The 18,581-nt window shown below is 74.0% G+C and carries 3 protein-coding genes; all 3 read right to left on the reverse strand.

Features of this window, described 5'->3' with window-relative positions; genetic code table 11:
- Positions 1-809: 809 nt before the first annotated feature.
- The 3 genes from Ate02nite_RS28930 to Ate02nite_RS28940 are packed head-to-tail and all read right to left on the reverse strand — an operon-like array spanning position 810 to position 18,556.
- Complete coding sequence (locus Ate02nite_RS28930) at positions 810-1,019, reverse strand: MbtH family protein (protein WP_203810990.1); 210 nt, start codon at positions 1,017-1,019, stop codon at positions 810-812.
- Positions 1,016-17,506, reverse strand: coding sequence for a non-ribosomal peptide synthetase (locus Ate02nite_RS28935; protein WP_203810991.1), 16,491 nt, complete (start codon positions 17,504-17,506; stop codon positions 1,016-1,018). Before Ate02nite_RS28935 ends, Ate02nite_RS28930 begins: the two co-directional genes overlap by 4 nt.
- A 39-nt stretch (positions 17,507-17,545) precedes the next feature.
- Complete coding sequence (locus Ate02nite_RS28940) at positions 17,546-18,556, reverse strand: iron-siderophore ABC transporter substrate-binding protein (protein WP_239147775.1); 1,011 nt, start codon at positions 18,554-18,556, stop codon at positions 17,546-17,548.
- Between the last annotated feature and the right edge of the window lie 25 nt (positions 18,557-18,581).

Genomic DNA, 18,581 nt, shown 5'->3' on the forward strand with positions numbered 1-18,581 from the left:
CAGGTCCCTTTCCGTACGCGCCGGTCCGCTCCCGTGGCACTCCGTCCCGCTGAGCGGAACTCACCCTCCGCGCGCCCGCCACGGGCGGTCCCGACCCAAGACCCCAACCCCCACCCGCCCCGCCAGCGGGTGCCGGCACACCTCGCCGACCAGGACAAACACTAACCTGTTCGACAGTTTGCACTGCTTACCCTTACGCGCTGCTCTGCGCACCTCGGGTAAACGCCAGACGGGCCGCTCCGGGCACTGGGGCGTTCTGCGGGCGTTTGCCCCTGCCGTGCTGACCCGGTTCCGCATCGGGGTCCTCCCGACCCCACTCCGGCTCGCAGACGTTGAAGACTTACCGCTCGGAGCTAACAGGAGCTCCGCAAGATCGCGCCGACCCTCGCCCGCCGCCATGGAGATATCCGGCATATCCGGCATATCCGGTCTTTCTGGTGGCTACGTCTGGTGCGCTGGCGGCACTGTCCGCAAAGCAGGACCGGGCTCGGGATGCGGGACACCGGCCTAGGACTCGGGCGCGGCGGCCATCATGCGGGAGCCGCCGGCTTCGGCAGCGGCGCCGCCGAGGGCCAGTTCCGTGGTGTGCGGCGGGCCTGGCCGACCTGGAACTGGCCCGAACTCGAGCGCTTACCGGAGGTACGCAGAGCAGCGCGTATTGGTGAGCAAAGCAAAGCCCCCGAGGGATGGGTGGTCGGTTGCGCGAGAGGCGCGGCACGCGCCGGTGTTGTGCGGTGGTCGCGGGGTGGCGGCGGTCGGGTGTGGTTGCGGTTGTGGAGGTCGGCGGGCGTACCGGAAAAGGGCTTGGTTCAGGTGGTCATGGCGTTGCGCAGGGAGCGGGGGCGTAGGTCGGTCCAGGTGTTTTCGACGTAGTCGAGGCACGCCGGGCGGGAGTCCTCGCCGAAAACTATGCGCCAGCCTGCGGGGACGTCTACGAAGGACGGCCAGAGGGAGTGTTGGTCCTCGTCGTTGGCCAGTACCAGGTAGCGGGCGTCCGGGTCCTCGAACGGGTTGGTCATCGGGTTGTCCTCTCGGCTTCGGTGTGCAGGTTGGTCAGGCTTCGGGTGGGGTTGGCCGCGGCGGCGGTCAGCAAGTGGCCGAACTGCTCGCCCAGGGTGACCACCGTCTCGTGGTCGAACAGGTCGGCGGCGTATTCCAGGTCGCAGTGGATCGGGCGGCCGTCGGCCGGCTCGTAGAAGCTCAGGGTCAGGTCGGCGCGCCGGGCGCCGGTGGGCAGCGAGTCGATGGCTATGCCGCCTACCTGGGCCAGCCGGGCCTCCTCGTGGTGCACGATCATCACCGCGGGCGGGGCCGCCCCCAGCGTTTCGAACGGCAGATCCGGGCGGTCCAGGGCGCCCAGGTCGGTTTCCCGGACTCGGGCCAGCAGGTCGGCGAAGGCCGGGTCGCCGGATGTGTCGGTGCGCAGCACTACCGTGTTGAGGAAGCAGCCCACCAGGTCGGCCAGGACCGGTTCGGTCCGGCCGGCCACCAGGGCGCCGATCGGCAGGTCGGTGCCGGCGCCCCCGCCGGTCAGCAGCGCCGCCAGGGCGGCGTGGAAGACCATGAACATGCTGGTTCCGGTACGCCGGGCCAGCTCATCCACCGCACGGTGGACCGCGGCGTCGAGCACCACCGGCACCAGACCGCTGCGGTTGGCCGGCTCGCCGGGTCGCGGCTGGGCGCCGGGGAGGTCGATTCGGCTCGGCATGCCGGCCAGAGCGGTCCGCAAGCGGTCGTCCGGATCGCCCAGCTTCTCGTGCGCCCACCTCGTGTAGTCGGCGTAGTCGACCGGCAGCGGAGTCCACGCCGGGGCCTGGCCGGTGCGTCGCGCCTCGTAGGCCGTGGCCAGGTCGCGGATCAGCGGCACCACCGACCATTCGTCCACGCCCAGGTGGTGCAGCGTGAGCAGCACCGCGTCGCCCAGCTGCCGGGCCCGCAGCGGCGCCCGGCCGCCGGTCAGATCGACCGGCTCCCGGCTGAGCGCGGCCAGCTGGGCGTCGAGCGTCTCGCCGGTCACGTCGTGGCGTTCCAGCACGGGGCGGTCGGCGTCGACCCGCCGCAGCTCCCGGCCGGCCCAGCGATAACCCGTGCGCAGCGGCGCATGCCGTTCGACCACCTCGTCGAGGGCCGCCGCGAAGATGTCATGGTCGACACCGCGGAAGACAAAGGCCAGATCCCAGCCACCGTACGGCGAGACGGCCTCATGCGACTGCCACAGGTATCGCTGCACCGGGGCGGCCCGACCGTCGGGCTCCTCCCCCGCCGCCCGGCTGACCAGGGTGGGCTGGGTGGACGCCGGCCCGGTCGACGGCCGGTCGACGAGCCGGGCCAGGCCGGCCACGGTCGGGCTGTCGAACACGTCGCGGACGGCCAGCTCGGCGCCGAACGCCGAGCGCACCTGGCCGACCAGCCGCATGCAGGACATCGAGTGGCCGCCGAGGGCGAAGAAGTTGTCGTCCACGCCCACCCGGGGAAGCCCGAGGATGTCGGCGAACAGCTCGGCCAGCCGGGTCTGCACCTCGGTCATCGGGGCCGCGTCGCCGACCAGCGCGGTCCAGTCCGGAGCCGGCAGCGCCCGGCGGTCCACCTTGCCGTTCGGGGTGCGCGGCAACGCACCCTCGACCGCCACGATCAGCGCCGGGACCAGGTAGCTGGGCAGCCGGGCGGCCAGGTCGTCGCGCACGGCGACCGGATCGACCGGGCCGGCCGCGGCGACGACGTAACCGACCAGCCGGGTGGTGTCGCCGGAGCCGTCCACCACGACGACCGCCTGGGCCACGTCGGGGTGGGCGGTCAACGCGGTCTCCACCTCGGCCGGTTCGATCCGGTGACCGCGGATCTTCACCTGGTCGTCGACCCGGCCGAGGAAGTCGATCAGGCCGTCGGCCCGCCATCGGGCCCGGTCGCCGGTGCGGTACATCCGGGCGCCGGGCGGACCGTACGGGTCGGCGACGAACCGCTGCGCGGTCAGCTCCGGGCGGCCGAGGTAGCCGCGGGCCAGGCCCCGGCCGGCGATGTAGAGCTCGCCGACCGCGCCGGGCGGGACCGGCTGCAGGCGGCGGTCCAGGACGTACGCGACGGTGTTCGGGTCGGGGCGGCCGATCGGCACCGCACCGGTCCAGTCCGGCTCGGCCCGCCAGAGGGTCGAGTTCACCGTCGCCTCGGTGAGGCCGTACGCGACGAACAGCCGCAGCGTCGCCGCCCAGCGGGCGATCACCTCCGGCGGCACCTGCTCGGTGCCGACCAGCACCGTCAGCCCGGCCGGCAGTTCACACCCCGGTGGGAGCGCGGCCACCAGCGACGGCGGCAGGATCGCGTGACTGACCGCCTGCGCGGTGAGCAGCCGGGTCAACTCCGGGCCGGGCGTGCGGGCCTCGTCGGGGGCGATCACCAGCCGCGCCCCGGTGCAGAACGCCATCGCCACCTCGAACGCGAACACGTCGAAGCCGATCGAGGCGAACTGCAGGATCCCGCTGTCCGCGGTCACGCCCATCGGGTCGACCGCGGTGGCGACCAGGCTGCCGATCCCCTCGTGGGTGACAGTGACGCCCTTGGGCCGGCCGGTCGAGCCGGAGGTGTAGATGACGTACGCGGCGTGATCGAGTCCGGCCGGTGCCTCCGGAAGCTGGCCGGTCCAGGCGTCGTCGGCGTCTACCGGCACCTCGTCGACGCCGTCGACCACCGGCAGTGTCCCGGCGACCGCGGCCGTGGTGAGCACGTGCCGGGTCCCCGAGTCGGCCAGCATGAAGGCCAGCCGGTCGGCCGGGTGCTGCAGGTCGAGCGGCAGGAACGCGGCGCCGAGTTCGAGCACGCCGAGGACCGCGACGATGGTTTCCAGCGACCTCGGGGTGGCCACCGCGACCACGCTCTCCGGCCGTACGCCCCGGGCCGCCAGCGTGCGGGCCAGCCGCCGGGCCCGCCCGGCGAGCTCGCCGTAGCTGAGGGTGCGATCGCCGTCCACGACGGCGATCCGGTCCGGGTTCTCGGTCACCCGGGCGGCGAACGCGGCGGGCAAGGTCAGTTCGGCGACGGTACGCGCGGTCGCGTTGAAGCCGCGCAGCACCCGGTCCCGCTCGTCGTCGACAAGCACGTCGAGCCCGCTGACCGGGGCGGACGGGTCGGCGACCGCGGCGGTGGCCAGCGCGACCAGGCGCCGGGCCAACAGTCGCACGGTCGGCCGGTCGAACAGCTCGGTGCGGTAGGTGAGCCGGACGGTCACCGCGTCGCCGCCCTGCTCGGCCAGCTCGACCACCAGGTCGAAGCGGGCCGTCGTGGTCGGCAGGGGTTCGTCGGCGACCTCGAGGCCGGCCAGGGTGAACGCGTCGGCCAGGTGGTTGCGGTGCACGACCATCACCTGGAACAGCGGGTGCCTCGACAGCGAGCGCGGCGGGTTGACCGCCTCGACCACCGCCTCGAACGGCACGTCCTGGTGGGAGAACGCGGCGAGGTCGGCATCCCGGACCCGGGTGAGCAGGTCGGTGAAGCTCGGCGTGCCGGTCAGGTCGGTGCGCAGCACCAGCGTGTTGACGAAGAAGCCGACCAGGTCGTGCAGGGCCTCCTCGGTGCGGCCGGCGATCGGGGCGCCGAGCGGGATGTCGTCGCCGGCTCCGATCCGGTGCAGCAGGGCGGCGGTCAGCGCATGCGCCACCATGAACGGGCTGGCACCGGCGTCGGCGGCCAGCCGGCGCAGCCCGCGGACCACGTCGGCGGGCAGGTCGACGGTCACCTCGTCGCCGTCCGCACTGGGCTCGGCCGGCCGGGCCCGGTCGAGCGGCAGCGACAACTCCTCGGGCGCCCCGTCCAGGGTGGTCCGCCAGAAGTCGAGCTGCCCGGCCGCGACGTCCCCTAGCAGTTCCCGCTGCCAGAGGGTGTAGTCGGCGTACTGGACGGGCAGCGGTGCCCACTCCTGGTGGCGGCCGGCGTACGCAGTGGCGAGGTCGGCGAGGAACGGGCCGTCCGACCATTCGTCGGTGACGATGTGGTGCAGCAACAGGACGAGGATGTGCTCGTCCGGTCCGACCGGGATCACCGAGGCCCGCAGCGGCAGGTCGGTGGCCAGGTCGAACGGGCGGGCCACGGCGGCGGCGACGTCGTCCACCACGTCCAGCGGCGGCCGGCCCTGCTCGACAGGCAGGATCAGCTGGTAGGGCTCGCCCTCGGCGGAACCGATGACGGTACGCAGAATCTCGTGCCGCCCGGCCACCGCGTGCAGGGCGTCGTGCAGGACACCGAGGTCCAGCGGACCGCGCAACCGCAGGGTCAGCGGGAAGTTGTAGGCCGCCGACGGCCCCTGCATCCGGTCGAGGAACCACAGCCGCCGCTGGGCGAACGACAGTGGCAACCGGTCGGGCCGCTCCCGGGGTCGCAGCGGCGGCCGGAGTGCGGCGCCGGCCGGGCTCCGGTCGACCCGGGCGGCCAGTTCGGCCACGGTCGGGGCCTCGAACAGGTCGCGGATGGACAGTTCCGCACCGAGCGCGGTCCGGGCCCGGCTGACCAGGCGGATCGCCAGCAGCGAGTGCCCGCCGAGGTCGAAGAAGCTGTCGTCGATGCCGACGCCGGGCAGGCCCAGCAGCTCGGCGTAGATCTCGCACAGCGCCGACTGGGCCGGCGTCTCCGGTGGCCGGGCCGCCGCCGAGGTCTGCACGGTCGCAGCCGGCAGCGCCCGGACGTCGAGCTTGCCGTTGACGGTGAGCGGCAGCCGGTCCAGGGCGACCAGGGCGGCCGGCACCATGTAGTCCGGCAGGCGCTCCTTCAGCTGGGCACGCACCTGGCGCAGCACGTCGTCGTCGCCGCCGGCGGGCCACTGCGGGCCGCGGACCAGGAAGCCGGCCAGCCGCTTCGCGCCGTCCGGGCCGGCGTTCTCGGCGATCACGGCGGCGTGCGCGACGAGCGGGTGCCCGCTGATCGCGGCCTCCACCTCGCCCAGCTCCACCCGGTAGCCGCGGATCTTCACCTGGTCGTCGGTGCGGCCGAGGAAGTCGAGGTTGCCGTCGGGGCGCCGGCGGACCAGGTCGCCGGTGCGGTACATCCGCTCCCCCGGCTCGCCGTACGGGTCGGCGACGAACCGCTCGGCGGTCAGCCCGGCCCGCCGGTGATAGCCGCGGGCCAGCCCGATGCCGGCGATGTACAGCTCGCCGGGCGCGCCCGGGGCGGCCGGGCGCAGGAACGGATCCAGGACGTACGCCCGGGTGTTCCAGATGGCGGTGCCCACCGTCGGGGTGGCACTGTCCTCGGTGCCGCCGCCGAGCGTGTTGATCGTGTACTCGGTCGGGCCGTACAGGTTGTAGCCGGTGACCCCGTCGGTGTCCCGCAGCCGGCTCCAGACCTGCTCGGGCACCGCTTCGCCGCCGAGCAGCACCAGCGGTGGCCGGTGCCGGCCCGGTCCCTGGTCGAGCAGGCCCTGCTCGATGAGGTGGTGGGCGTACGTCGGGGTCACGTTGACCACGTCGATCCGGTGCGCGTCGCAGTAGGCGACAAGCGCCGACGCGTCCCGGCGCAGCTGCTCGTCGCAGACGTGCACCTCGTGGCCCTCGACGAGCCAGAGCAGCTCCTCCCAGGACATGTCGAAGGCGAACGAGACGGTGTGCGCGATCCGCAGCCGCCGCCCGGCCGCCGCCACCACCGGCCCGAAGATGGCCTCCCGGTGGTTGAGCTGCATGTTGGTCAGGCCGCGGTACGGGGTGACGACGCCCTTGGGACGGCCGGTCGACCCGGAGGTGTAGATGAGGTACGCCGGGTGGTCCAGTCGCCGCGGGTCGCCGCGGCGGAACGACGGGGTCTCGTGGTCGGCGAGCGGGCCGCCGGGCAGGGCGGCGAGTTCCGCGCGCACCTCCGGCGCGTCCACCACCACGATCGGCGCGTCCGACGGCGGCAGCAGCGGAGTGACCGCCGCGACGGTCAGCACGCAGGCCGGCTCGGTGTCGGCGAGCAGGAAGGCGAGCCGGTCGGCCGGCAGGTCCAGCTCCAGCGGCAGGTAGGCCGCGCCGGTGCGCAGCACCGCGAACAGTGCGGCGACCATGTCCAGCGTCCGGGGCAGGGCCAGCGCGACGATGGTCTCCGGCCCGGCACCCCGGGCGAGCAGGAGCCGGGCGAGCCGGTTGACCCGCTCGTCGAGCTGCGCGTAGGTCAGCTGATCGGGGCCGGCCACCAGCGCCACCGCGTCGGGGGTGCGGGCGGCCTGGTCGGCGAGCAGGTCGGCGACGGTGTCGGCGCCGACCGGGTGCCGGGTGCGGTCCCAGTCCTCGTGCAGCACCTGCCGGTCGCCGGTGGTGAGCAGGTCGAGGGTGCCGGCCGGCCGGTCCGGGCCGGTCGCCATCCGGTCGAGCACCTCGGTGAGACGGTCCAGCAGCGCGGTCGCGGTGCGGCCGTCGACGACCTCCGGCCGGTGGTCGAGCGCGATCCGGAACCGGCGGCCCGGGGTGATGACCAGGGTCAGCGGGTAGTGGGTGGCGTCCACGCCGTCCACCGCCTCGATGCCGTGCCGGCGTTGCAGGTCGGCCGACTCGGTCTCGTCGACGAAGTTCTGCATCACGTACAGGGTGTCGAACAGCTGGGTGTGCCCGGCCGCCTGCTGGATGTCGGCCAGGCCGAGGTGGTCGTACTCCATCAGGGTGATCCGCTGGTCCTGGACCCGGCCCAGCAGTTCCAGGACGGTCTCCCGGGGATCGGGGGCGATCCGGACCGGCACGGTGTTGAGGAACAGGCCGATGATGCTGTCGACCAGCCGGACGTCGCCGTGCCGGCCGGCCACGGTCATCCCGAAGACGACGTCGCGGCGCCCGAGCAGGCCGCCGAGCACCAGGCCCCAGGCCGTACTGAACACGGTGTTGAGGGTCAGGCCGTGCCGCCGGGCGGCTGCCGTGAGCCGCTCGCTGAGCTCGGCCGACAACTCGACCGCCTGCCGGTCGGGCAGGGCGGGCGCGAGGCTGCGGTCGGCCGGCCCGACCATTGTCGGTTCGGTGAGCCCGGCCAGCGCTTCCCGCCAGTGCTCGACCGCGGCCCCGGTGTCCTGGCCGCCGAGCCAGGCCAGGTGGTCGCGGTAGGAACCGGCCGGCGGCAGGCCGGTGCTGTCGCCGTCGCGTTCGTAGAGCGTGAACAGCTGCTCGACGAACAGTTCCTCGGACCAGCCGTCCCAGAGGATCAGGTGGTGGCTGACCACCAGCCGGTCCCGGTCGCCGGGCAGCCGGACCAGGGTGAGCCGGCACAGCGGCGGGTCGGCCAGGTCGAACTGGCGGGCACGGTCGGCCGCCATCACCTCGGCCAGCGCGGTGGCGCACTCGGCCGCGCCGAGGCCGCTCAGGTCGACCTCGTCCACCGGCAGCGCGAGACCGTCGGGGACGAACTGCACCGGCCGGCTCAGCCCGTCGCTGGTGAACCCGGCGCGCATCCCGTCGTTGCGGGCCAGCAACGCGGCACCGGCCCGGCGCAGCCGCTCGACGTCGACCCGGTAGCCCAGGTCGAAGGCGTCCTGCCCGGTGTAGACGTCGAGCGCGGCGGCGTCGTAGCTGGCGTGAAAGTACAGGCCCTCCTGCAGCGGGGACAGCGGCCAGATGTCACCGACCGGATTGCGGCTGACCTCCCGGACCCGGGCGACCTCGTCTTTGTTCAGCGACAGAAGTGTTCCGGCGCCGGCGCCGGTCAGCTCGCGCAGCGCCGCGGCCCAGCCGTCGGCGAAGGCCGCGATGTCGTCCTCGGTGAGGTGCCCGTCGGCCCAGGTCCAGGTGGCGACGAACTCCGGGCCGCGGTCGGTCTCGGCGCACACGACGTCGACCTGCAGCAGGTGGGCCAGCGCCAGCCCGCCGTTGACCTCGGTGACCAGCTCGTCGCCGGCCGGGGTCCACGGCTCGCCGGTCCCGGCCGGGAACCGGCCGTAGTAGTTGAACAGCACCTGCGGCGCGGCGAACCGGGCCAGGATCGGCGCGGTCTGCGCGTTCAGGTGGCGCAGCAGGCCGAACCCGAGGCCGCCGTCCGGTGCGGCCCGCAGCCGCTCGCCGGTGCGGGCGACCGTTTCGGCCAGGTTCTCAGCGGCGCCGGGGAGCCGGACCGGTTGGACGGCGGTGAGCCAGCCGACCGTCCGGGCCAGGTCGAGGCCGGGCTCGATCTCCTCCCGGCCGTGCCGTTCGATCTCGACCAGCAGGTCGCCGCCGGCGTCCCGGCCGGTGTCCCGCCGCCAGCCGGCCACGCTGCGGTGCAGCGCGGCGAGCAGCACGTCGGTGATCTCCGCTTGCAGGGCGGCGGGCACGGTGGTCAGCAGCGTGCGGGTCTCGGCGGCGGTCAGCCGGCTGGTGTGCCGGCGGGCCTCGGCGTTCGGACCGGGAACGGCGCCGGGCAGCAGTTCCGCGCCCGGGGCGAGGACCTGGATCCAGTGCTCCAGTTCGGCCAGCCGCTGCGGATTCTGGGCCTGCGCCTGCACGGCCTGGGCGTAACGGCGCAGCGAGGTGCCGGCCGGCGGCAGCGGGGTCCCGGCGGCGGCTGCGGCGAGGTCCTCGAGCAGGATCCGCCACGACACCCCGTCCACGACAAGGTGATGCGCGACAAGCAGCAGCCGGCCAGGCCGGTCGCCTTCATCGAACCAGACCGCCTGCAGCATCACGCCCTGGTCGGGGTCGAGCCGGTCGGTGGCGGCGGCCGCCTCCGCGGCGAGGTCCGCCGACATGTCGACCCGGCGAATCAGATCGTCGGCGCGGACGGTCCCGACCGGCGTGGTCTCCAGGCTCCACAGCACCGACGCGATCCGGCGCAGCCGCAGCCGGAGCCCGTCGTGCCGGTCGATAACCGCCTGCAACACGGGGGCCAGGTCGACCGAGGCGGGCACTTCCAGAAGAACCGGCAGGGTGAATCGGTCGATCGGCGCACCGGTGTCGCGCAGCCAGTGCACGATCGGCAGCAGCGGCACGTCGCCCACGCCGTCGCCGACCTCCGGCACGACCACGACGGCGACGTCCGGCAGCGGTGCGGCGTGCGCCGCCAGAGCGCGGGGTGTGCGCAGGGTGAGCACCTCGCGCGGACCGATCGGCACGCCGAGGCGGCGGGCCCGGCTGGCGACCGCGATCGAGAGGATGCTGTCCCCGCCGAGGGCGAAGAAGTCGCCGTCCGGTTCCACCTCGGCGAGCCCGAGCACAGCGGCGAAGACGTCGGCGACGGCCTTCTCCCGATCGTCACGCGGCGGGAGCGGCGAGGCGGGGACCGGGGCGGTCGCAACGGCGGCGGCACCCACCGGCAGCGCGCCGTCGGCGGCGGAGATCGAGCGGGCGGCCGCAGCAATCGCGGCCTGGTCGATCTTGCTGTTCGGCGCGAGAGGCAGTGCGGCGATCGCGGCTCGGTCGATCTTGCCGTTTGGCGTGAGGGGCAGCGCGTCGAGGACGAGCACGGCTGACGGCACCAGGGCCGGCGGCAGGGCGGTGCCGGCCGCGGCGAGCAGCGCCGCACCGTCCGGGCGCGGGGCGCCGGGCGCCGGCACGACACCGGCGACCAGCCGGACGGCGCCGGAGCCGGTGACCAGCGCGGCGACCGCCGCCTGCGCCACGCCGGGCTGGCCCGACAGCCAGGACTCGATCTCGGCCGGGTCGATTCGGGCTCCGCGCACCTTGATCTCGTCGTCGGCCCGGCCGACGTAGGTCAGGTTGCCGCCGGAATCGCGGCGCACCAGGTCGCCGGTGCGGTACATCCGCTCCCCCGGCGCGCCGAACGGGTCGGCGACGAACCGCTGCGCGGTCTGGCCAGGCGCCTTGAGGTAGCCGCGGGCCAGCTGCGCGCCGGCTACGTACAGCTCGCCGACCGCGTCGACCGGCACCGGCTGCAGGCAGTCGTCCAGGACGTAGAGGCTGGTGTTGGCGACCGGGCCGCCGATCGGCACGGCCGGGCCGTGCGAGCCGTCGTTGGGCCACCAGGTGACCTGTACGGCGGTCTCGGTCGGACCATAGAAGTTGTCCAGCCGGGTGCCGGTAAGCGCGTGCCACTGCCGCGCGAGGTCCCCGGAGAGCGCCTCGCCGCCACTGGACACCCAGCGCAGCGTGGCCGCCCAACTCGGGTCGGCGCGCACCTCGTCGGAGAGCAGGAACGCCGACACCAGCGACGGCACCAGGGTGATCCCGGTGACCCGGTGCCGCCGGATCAGCGCGGCCAGGTCGGCCGGGTCCTGGGCGGCATCGGCCGGTGGCAGAACCACGGCCGCCCCGGCGTAGAGCGGCCAGAAGATCTCCCACACCGAGGTGTCGAAGCCGGTCGGGGCGAGCTGCAGCATCCGATCGTCGACCCCGAGCCGGAACTGCTGCTGCGACCACTCCAGCTGGTTGACGATCGCCCGATGGCTGACCAGCACGCCCTTCGGCCGGCCGGTCGAGCCCGAGGTGTAGATCAGATAGGCGGCGTGCGCCGGGGTCACCGGGACCGGGGCAAACGAGCCGGTCACCGGCCGGTCCCCGACCAGCACGTAGGACAGTCCGTCGAGGCGCGGCAGCCGGTCGATCAGCTCGGCGGTGGTCACCACGACGCGCGCGCCCGAGTCGGCGAGCGCGGCGGCGTGCCGCTCGGCCGGATGCGCCGGATCGAGCGGCAGGTAGGCGGCGCCGGACTTCAGCACGCCGACCAGGGCGACGACGAGTTCCGCGCGGCGCGGCACCGCGACCGCCACGATCGACTCCGGTCCGGCGCCGTGCGCCACCAGCCGGGCGGCCAGCTCACCGGCCCGGTCGTCGAGCTCGCGGTAGGTCAGACTGCGTTCGCCGGCCAGCACCGCGACCGCGTCGGGCACCCGCGCGGCCTGGGCGGCGATCGCCGCGGGCAGGGTGGTGTCCGGCACGTCCAGCCGTGGCCCGGCCAGCCCGGCCTCGTCCGCGTCGTGCAGGGCGATCCGGCCCACCGCCCCGGCAGGCGCGTCGGCGAACGCGGCGAGCAGCCGGGCGAGGCCAACACGCAGCCGCTCGACGGTGGCCGGTGCGACCCGGGCCGGGTCGTACTCGATGGTCAGCCCCAGCCGCGGCCCCGGCGCGACAAGCAGGCTGACCGCGTAGTGGGTGGCCTCCCGGAAGGAGACGTCGGTGACCCGCACCGAGCCATCGGCATCCTGCAGGCCGGCGTGGTCGGGATAGTTCTCCAGCACCACCAGCGAGTCGAACAGCTCCCCGGTCCCGGCCAGCCGCTGGATCGCGGCCAGCCCGAGGTGCTGATGGTCGAGCAGCGCCGCCTGCTCGGCGGCGAGCCGGGTCAGCAGGCCGGCGAACGGCTCGGCCGGGTGCCAGCGCACCCGCACCGGCACGGTGTTGATGAACAGGCCGATCATCGACTCGATCCCGGCGACCTCGGCCTGCCGGCCGGAGACGGTGCTGCCGAAGGCCACGTCGGTCCGGCCGCTCAGCCGGCCGAGCAGCACACCCCAGGCGCCGTGCAGGGCCGCCCCGAGGGTCAGCCCGTGCTCTCGGACTCGCGAGGGGAAGCCGGAGGCGACCGCGTCCGGCAGCTCGACGGCAACCTGCCGGACCGGACCGGCCTCGGCGGAAGAAGCGAGCAGGGTCGGTTCCAGGCCGGCCAGGGCCGTCCGCCAGGCGTCGGTCGCGGCCGGTTGGTCACGCCCGGCCAGCCATTCCAGATACCGGCGGTACGGGGTGACGGCCGCCAGTCGCGGCGGTTCGCCGTGCGGCGCATATCCCGCGAGCAGGTCGCGCAGGAACACCGCCACCGACCAGCCGTCGGTGACGATGTGGTGGTGGGTCAGGACCAGCGTGTGCCGGTCGTCCGCGTGCCGCACCAGCAGCGCGCGCAGCAGCGGCGGCACGCCGAGGTCGAACTCGACGGCCCGTTCCTCCTCGAGGTCCACGGGCCGGTCGAGCACCCGCCAGGGCACCTCGACACCGTCCACGATGACCTGGACCACCCGGCCGTCGGTCAGCTCCCGGAAACCGGCCCGCAGCGGCGCGTGCCGATCCACCACCGCCTGCGCGGCCCGGCGCATCGCGTCCGCGTCCACCGGCCCGTCCAGGGTGACGAGCTGCTGCACCTGGTAGCGGTCCTCGTCGCCGTCCTGGGCGTGGAAGTAGAAGCCCTGCTGCAGCGGGGTCGGCGGGAGCACGTCGGCGAGGCCCGGCACGTCGGCGGCCAGCGCGTCGACGTCGTCCTGGTCGAGCGGCACGAGCGGGAAGTCCGACGGGGTGAACCCGCCGGCCCCCGGACCGGCCGCGTGCTCGACCAGCGCGCCGAGCGCCGCGAACCAGCCCTCGGCCAGCTCGGCGACGCTCGCGTCATCCAGCAGCGCCTCGGGGAAGGCCCAGGTCACGCCGAGCCGCGGACCGTCCGGATAGTCCTCGGTGAAGGCGTTGACCTCCAGGGTGTACGGCGCCACCGGCATCTCGGCGTCGTAGCCGCCGGCCAGCACGCCCGCGCCGGGCACCGGGGTCCACGGGGTGTCCTGGTGGGTGGCCACCGCGAACCGGCCCAGGTAGTTGAAGCTGATCTGCGGGCCGGGCAGCGCGGCCAGCGCGGCGCCGGTCTCCGGGTTGAGGTAGCGCAACAGGCCGAACCCCAGGCCGTGGTCGGGCACCGCGTTCAGCTGTTCCTTGATGCGCTTGAGGGCGACACCGGCGTCCGGTCCGCCGGCCAGCGCGGCCCGCACGTCGACCGCCCCGAGGTCGAGGCGCACCGGGAAGACGCTGGTGAACCAGCCGAGCGTGCGGGACAGGTGAGCGTCCGGGTGGATCTGCTCCTCCCGGCCGTGTCCCTCCAGGGCGAGCAGCACCGGCGGCGTGTCGATCCGGCGGCGCTGCCGCCAGTCGGTGACCGCCAGCGCGAGCGCGGTGAGCAGCACGTCGTTGACCCCGGCGTGGAACGCGGCCGGCACGCTGGTCAGCAGGGCCGCGGTGCGGTCGGCCGGCAGCCGCAGGGTGAGCCGGCGCACCGACGAGAGGTCGCCGACCGGGTCGAGGGCACGGCCGCCGAACAGCGGGTCGGGGCCGGTGAGCTGGGCGGTCCAGCGGGGCAGTTCGGCGATCCGGTCCGGGCGGTGCGCGTCGGCGGTGGTGATTTCCGCCCAGCGGCGCAGCGGCGTGCCGATCGGGGCGAGCGCGGCGGGCCGGTCGTCCGCGACGGCGGCGCCGGCCTCGGCCAGGTCGGGCAGCAGGATCCGCCAGGAGACGCCGTCGACGACGATGTGGTGCACCGCCACCAGCAGGTATCCGGGTCGGCCGGGGCCGGTGTCCAGCCAGGTCGCCTGGATCATCACGCCGTCCTCGGGGGCCAACCGCCCGCCCGCGTCCCGGGCGGCGTCGTCGGCCAGGGCGCGGACCCGGGACTCCGGCAGGCCGGTCGCGTCGATCCGGTGCAGCCAGCCGTCCACCGCGACCGAGCCGGGTGGCGCGATCACCAGCCGGCCGGGCGTGGCGGCGGTGGCCCGGACCAGGCGGGAGCGCAGGACGTCGTGCCGGTCGGCGACCGCACGCAGCGTGCGCAGCAGGCCGTCGTGGGTGGCGCCGGCCGGCAGACGGATCAGCATCCACTGGTTGAACGCGTCGAACTCACCGCCGCACTCGTCGAGCCAGGCCATGATCGGCAGCAGCGGCATCTCGCCGACGCCGGCGTTCGGGTCGTCCACCACGTCGGTGCTGGTGGTGCTGACGACCGGGGCCAGGGCCGCGACCGTGCGGTGCTGGAAGACCTGTCGCGGGGTGACGACCAGGCCGGCCTGCCGGGCCCGGATCACCAGCTGGATCGAGACGATGCTGTCGCCGCCGAGGGCGAAGAAGTCATCGTCCACGCCCACCTCGGGCAGGCCGAGCACCTCGGCGTACAGGGCGCAGAGCACCTCCTCGCGGGCGTCGCGGGCGGCGCCGCCGGTGGTCAGCGCGGCGAAGTCGGGTGCGGGCAGGGCGTTGCGGTCGAGCTTGCCGGCGGTGGTCATCGGCAGCCGGTCCAGCGGTACGAACGCCGACGGCACCATGTAGTCGGGCAGCCAGCTGCGGGTGTGCGCGCGTACGGCGGTCATCAGCGCGTTGGCGTCGCGGAAGGGGGCCGGGCGGTTCGCGTACGCGCCGGGGTCTGAATTGGTCTTTGCGGGCCGATAGATTTCCGGCGAGCTTGCGCCGGGCGGGGTGAAAACGGCTTCGAGGCGGCCGTCCCGGACGCCCGCGGTCCAGGTGACCGCGACCTGCCAGCCGTGCTCGTCGGCGATCCGGTGCAGGTCCTCGGGATCGACGGCCGGACCGACCGGCGCCGGCGATGCGGTGGGGTCGAGGGTGTCCAGGATCGCGAGGTCGGCGGTGAGCCGCGCGTTGGGCATGCCGGTGACGCGTACGGGAGCGGGGTTGGTGGCCAGACGCTCAGCGAGAGCGGCCGGACCCGGCCAGGCCAATTCCTCCGCCGGCGCCGCCGTTTCCAAGGCGGAAGTGCGCAGCACGACGTCGTAGCGGTAGCGGGTCAGCTCGTTGTGGAAGCGACCGCGCTTGACCCGGATGTCGGCGGCGGTGACGCCGGGCAGCCCGGTGAACAGGTCGGGGTCGACAAGCAGCTCGCCCTCCCACTGGATGGCGCGCCGGACCGCCGGCCAGGCCGGATCGGGGTGGCGGACCGCTTCGATGCCGGCCCGCAGCGCGGGCAGCAGCCGCAGATGCCGCACGTCGCCCAGGAAGACCTGTCCACCCGGCGCGAGCAGGCCGACCGCCTTGCTGAGCACGTCGAGCAGGTAGTCGGCGCTGGGGAAGTACTGCGCCACCGAGTTGATCACCACGGTGTCGAAGAAGCCGGTCGGCAGCCCGTCGACGTCGTCGGCCGGGCGCGCCGACAGCTCGACCCGGCCGTCAACCTGGCCGCGCAGCGTGTGGATGGCCTCCTCGGACAGGTCGGTGCCCCAGTAGGAGTCGACCCGCGGGGCAATCTTGGACAGCAGCAGGCCGCTGCCGACGCCGATCTCCAGCACCCGGCGCGGGCGCAGCGCGAGGATGGCGTCGACGGTGGCCGCGCGCCACTCGCGCATCTGCTCGACCGGAATCGGCAGGCCGTCGTAGCTGCTGTTCCAGCCGGTGAAGTTCTCGGCGAACGACTCGGTGCGGCCTGCGGTGTAGAGCAGCTCGTGCAGCTGCTTCCACTGCCCGACCTGGTCGGCCGCGGCCTCGTCGGCGACGTCGGCGGCCGGGCCGTCCAGGCGCGGCACCACGTAGGCGGCGAGTCGCACGTCGCCGGGCCGGTCCTCGCGGGCCACCACGGCCACCTGGGCGACCGCCGGGTGCTGGCCGATCACGGTCTCGATCTCGCCCGGCTCGATCCGGTAACCGCGGACCTTGACCTGGTTGTCGGCCCGCCCGACGAACTCGAGCTGGCCGTCCTCGCGCAGGCGCACGAGGTCACCGGTGCGGTACAGCCGGCCGCCGGCCGGGCCGAACGGGTCGGCGACGAAGCGTTCCGCGGTGAGCGCGGGCCGGCCCAGGTAGCCGCGGGCCAGGCCCGGTCCGCCGAGGTACAGCTCGCCGACCGCGCCGGCCGGGATCGGGCGCAGGGTGGCGTCCAGCACGTGGCACCAGGTGTCCGGGTCGGCCACGCCGATCGGCACGGTGACGCCGGGCGGCGTCGCCGGGTCGCACCGGCCCAGGGTGGAGTTGACGGTCACCTCGGTCGGCCCGTACGCGTTGAACATCGGCCGGCCCACCGCCCAGCGGGCGACCAGTTCGGCGGACACCCGCTCGGTGCCGGCCAGCAGCGTCGCGCCGGCCGGCAGGTCGCAGTCGGCCGGCATCGCGCCGAGCAGCGCGGGCGGCAGGATCATGAAGGTCACGCCGTGCCGGTGGGCGTACTCGGTGAGCGCCGGGCCGGGCACCCGCCGGTCGGCCGGCACCACGACCAGCCGGCCGCCGGTGAGCAGGCCCAGGCAGAGGTCGAAGAACGCCACGTCGAAGCTGGGCGAGGCGAACTGCAGGACCCGGCTGTGCGGGCCGACCGCGAGCCGGTCGGTGGCGGTGGCCAGCAGCTTCGCGACGCCGGCGTGCGACACCATGACACCCTTCGGGCGCCCGGTGGACCCGGAGGTGTAGATGACGTACGCCGCGCCGGCCGGGGTGAGCGGAACGTCCGGCTCGGTCGCCGGCCGGTCGGCCAGCTCGGCCCGGAACTGTGGATCGTCGAGCAGCAGCCGTGCCGGGGTGGCGTCCGAATCCAGCACGGACTGCAGCTCGGTGGTGGTGATGACACAGGTCGGCGCGGCGTCGGCGAGCAGGTAGGCGATCCGCTCGGCCGGGTACTCGGCGTCGATCGGCAGGTAGGCGCCGCCGGCCTTGAGCACGGCCACCTCGGCCACGATCAGGTCGATCGAGCGGGGCAGGCAGAGGCCCACCACCCGTTCTAGGCCGACGCCGCGGGCGATCAGCGCGTGAGCGAGCCGGTTGGCCCGGTCGTCCAGCTCCGCGTACGTCAGGGCGGTGTCCTCGTAGACCACGGCCACCTCGTCCGGCCGCCGGCGCACCTGGACCGAGAACAGTTCGGGCCAGGTCGCCAGCGTCGTGTCGGCGCTGGTCAGGTTGATCTCGGGCACAGCGAGGTACCGCCCCTCAGATGGCGTGGTGGGAAAGAGTTACTTCGCCAGTAGCGGGACGAGCAGGTCCAACGCGTACGGGATGCTCAGCACCGTGCTGAACGACAGCGCGGCGCCGACCGGCGGCTCCTCGTAGGGCAGGAACACCGCGCGGTTCTCCTTGGCCACCGCGAGGGTGCCGTAGACCTTGTCGGCCTTGACGGTGGGCTCGGTCTGCGCGTCGGCGGTGAGGAAGACCAGCTTGTCCACGTCGACCAGGGACAGCTGCTCGGAACCGATCTCGGCCGCGTACTCCTTGCCGGCCGCGTCCACCACGGCCTGCGGCACGGTGAAGCCGAGCTTGGTCAGCAGCACGACCTTGGGGTCGCTGGGCGCGAACACCGCGTACTTGCCGGGCTCGTACGGCTCGACCACGGCGACCGACTTCCCGGCGAACGACGGGTTGTCGGCGGCGAGCTTGGCCAGCCGGGCGTCGATGCCCGCGATCAGCTCGTCGGCCTTGGCCTCCTTACCGAGGGCCTTGCCGGCCAGCCGGGTCATGTCCTGCCAGGGCGCGGCGTAGTCGTCGAACCCGACCGGCTGGGCGACGGTCGGCGCGATCTTGGACAGCTTTTCGTACTGGTCCTTCTTCATGCCCGAGTACAACCCGATGATCAGGTCGGGCTTCAGGGCCGCGACCTTCTCCAGGTTGTAGTCATCCCGCTCACCGACGATCTCCGGGGCCTTGCCGGCCCAAAGAGGCTGCGCCCAAGGCCATTTGCCGTACGGGCGTTCCAGGAACCAGTCGATCGCGCCGACCGGGACGACGCCGAGCGCCAGCACCGGGTCCTGGTCGCTGAGCCCGAGGGTGACCACCCGGGTCGGGGCCGCGGTGATCTCGGTGGTGCCGTACTTGTGCTGCACGCTCACCGGAAAGCCGGTGGCCGCGGAGGCACTCGACTGTGGTGCGGCGGCGGGCTCGGAGCTGCCGCAGCCGGTCAACGCCAGGACGGCTACGGCCAGGGTCGCGGTCATCCGCACCACGGCGGCGTGTTTCGGCGATGTCGGCAACGGGTTCCTTTCGAAGTGACGGCAC

The sequence above is a fragment of the Paractinoplanes tereljensis genome (assembly GCF_016862435.1).
Taxonomy (GTDB): Bacteria; Actinomycetota; Actinomycetes; order Mycobacteriales; family Micromonosporaceae; genus Actinoplanes; species Actinoplanes tereljensis.

What these genes read in the sequence shown, in the direction of transcription:
- Ate02nite_RS28930 (WP_203810990.1), bottom strand. Translation starts at nt 1,019, where the DNA reads ATGACCAACCCGTTCGAGGACCCGGACGCCCGCTACCTGGTACTGGCC.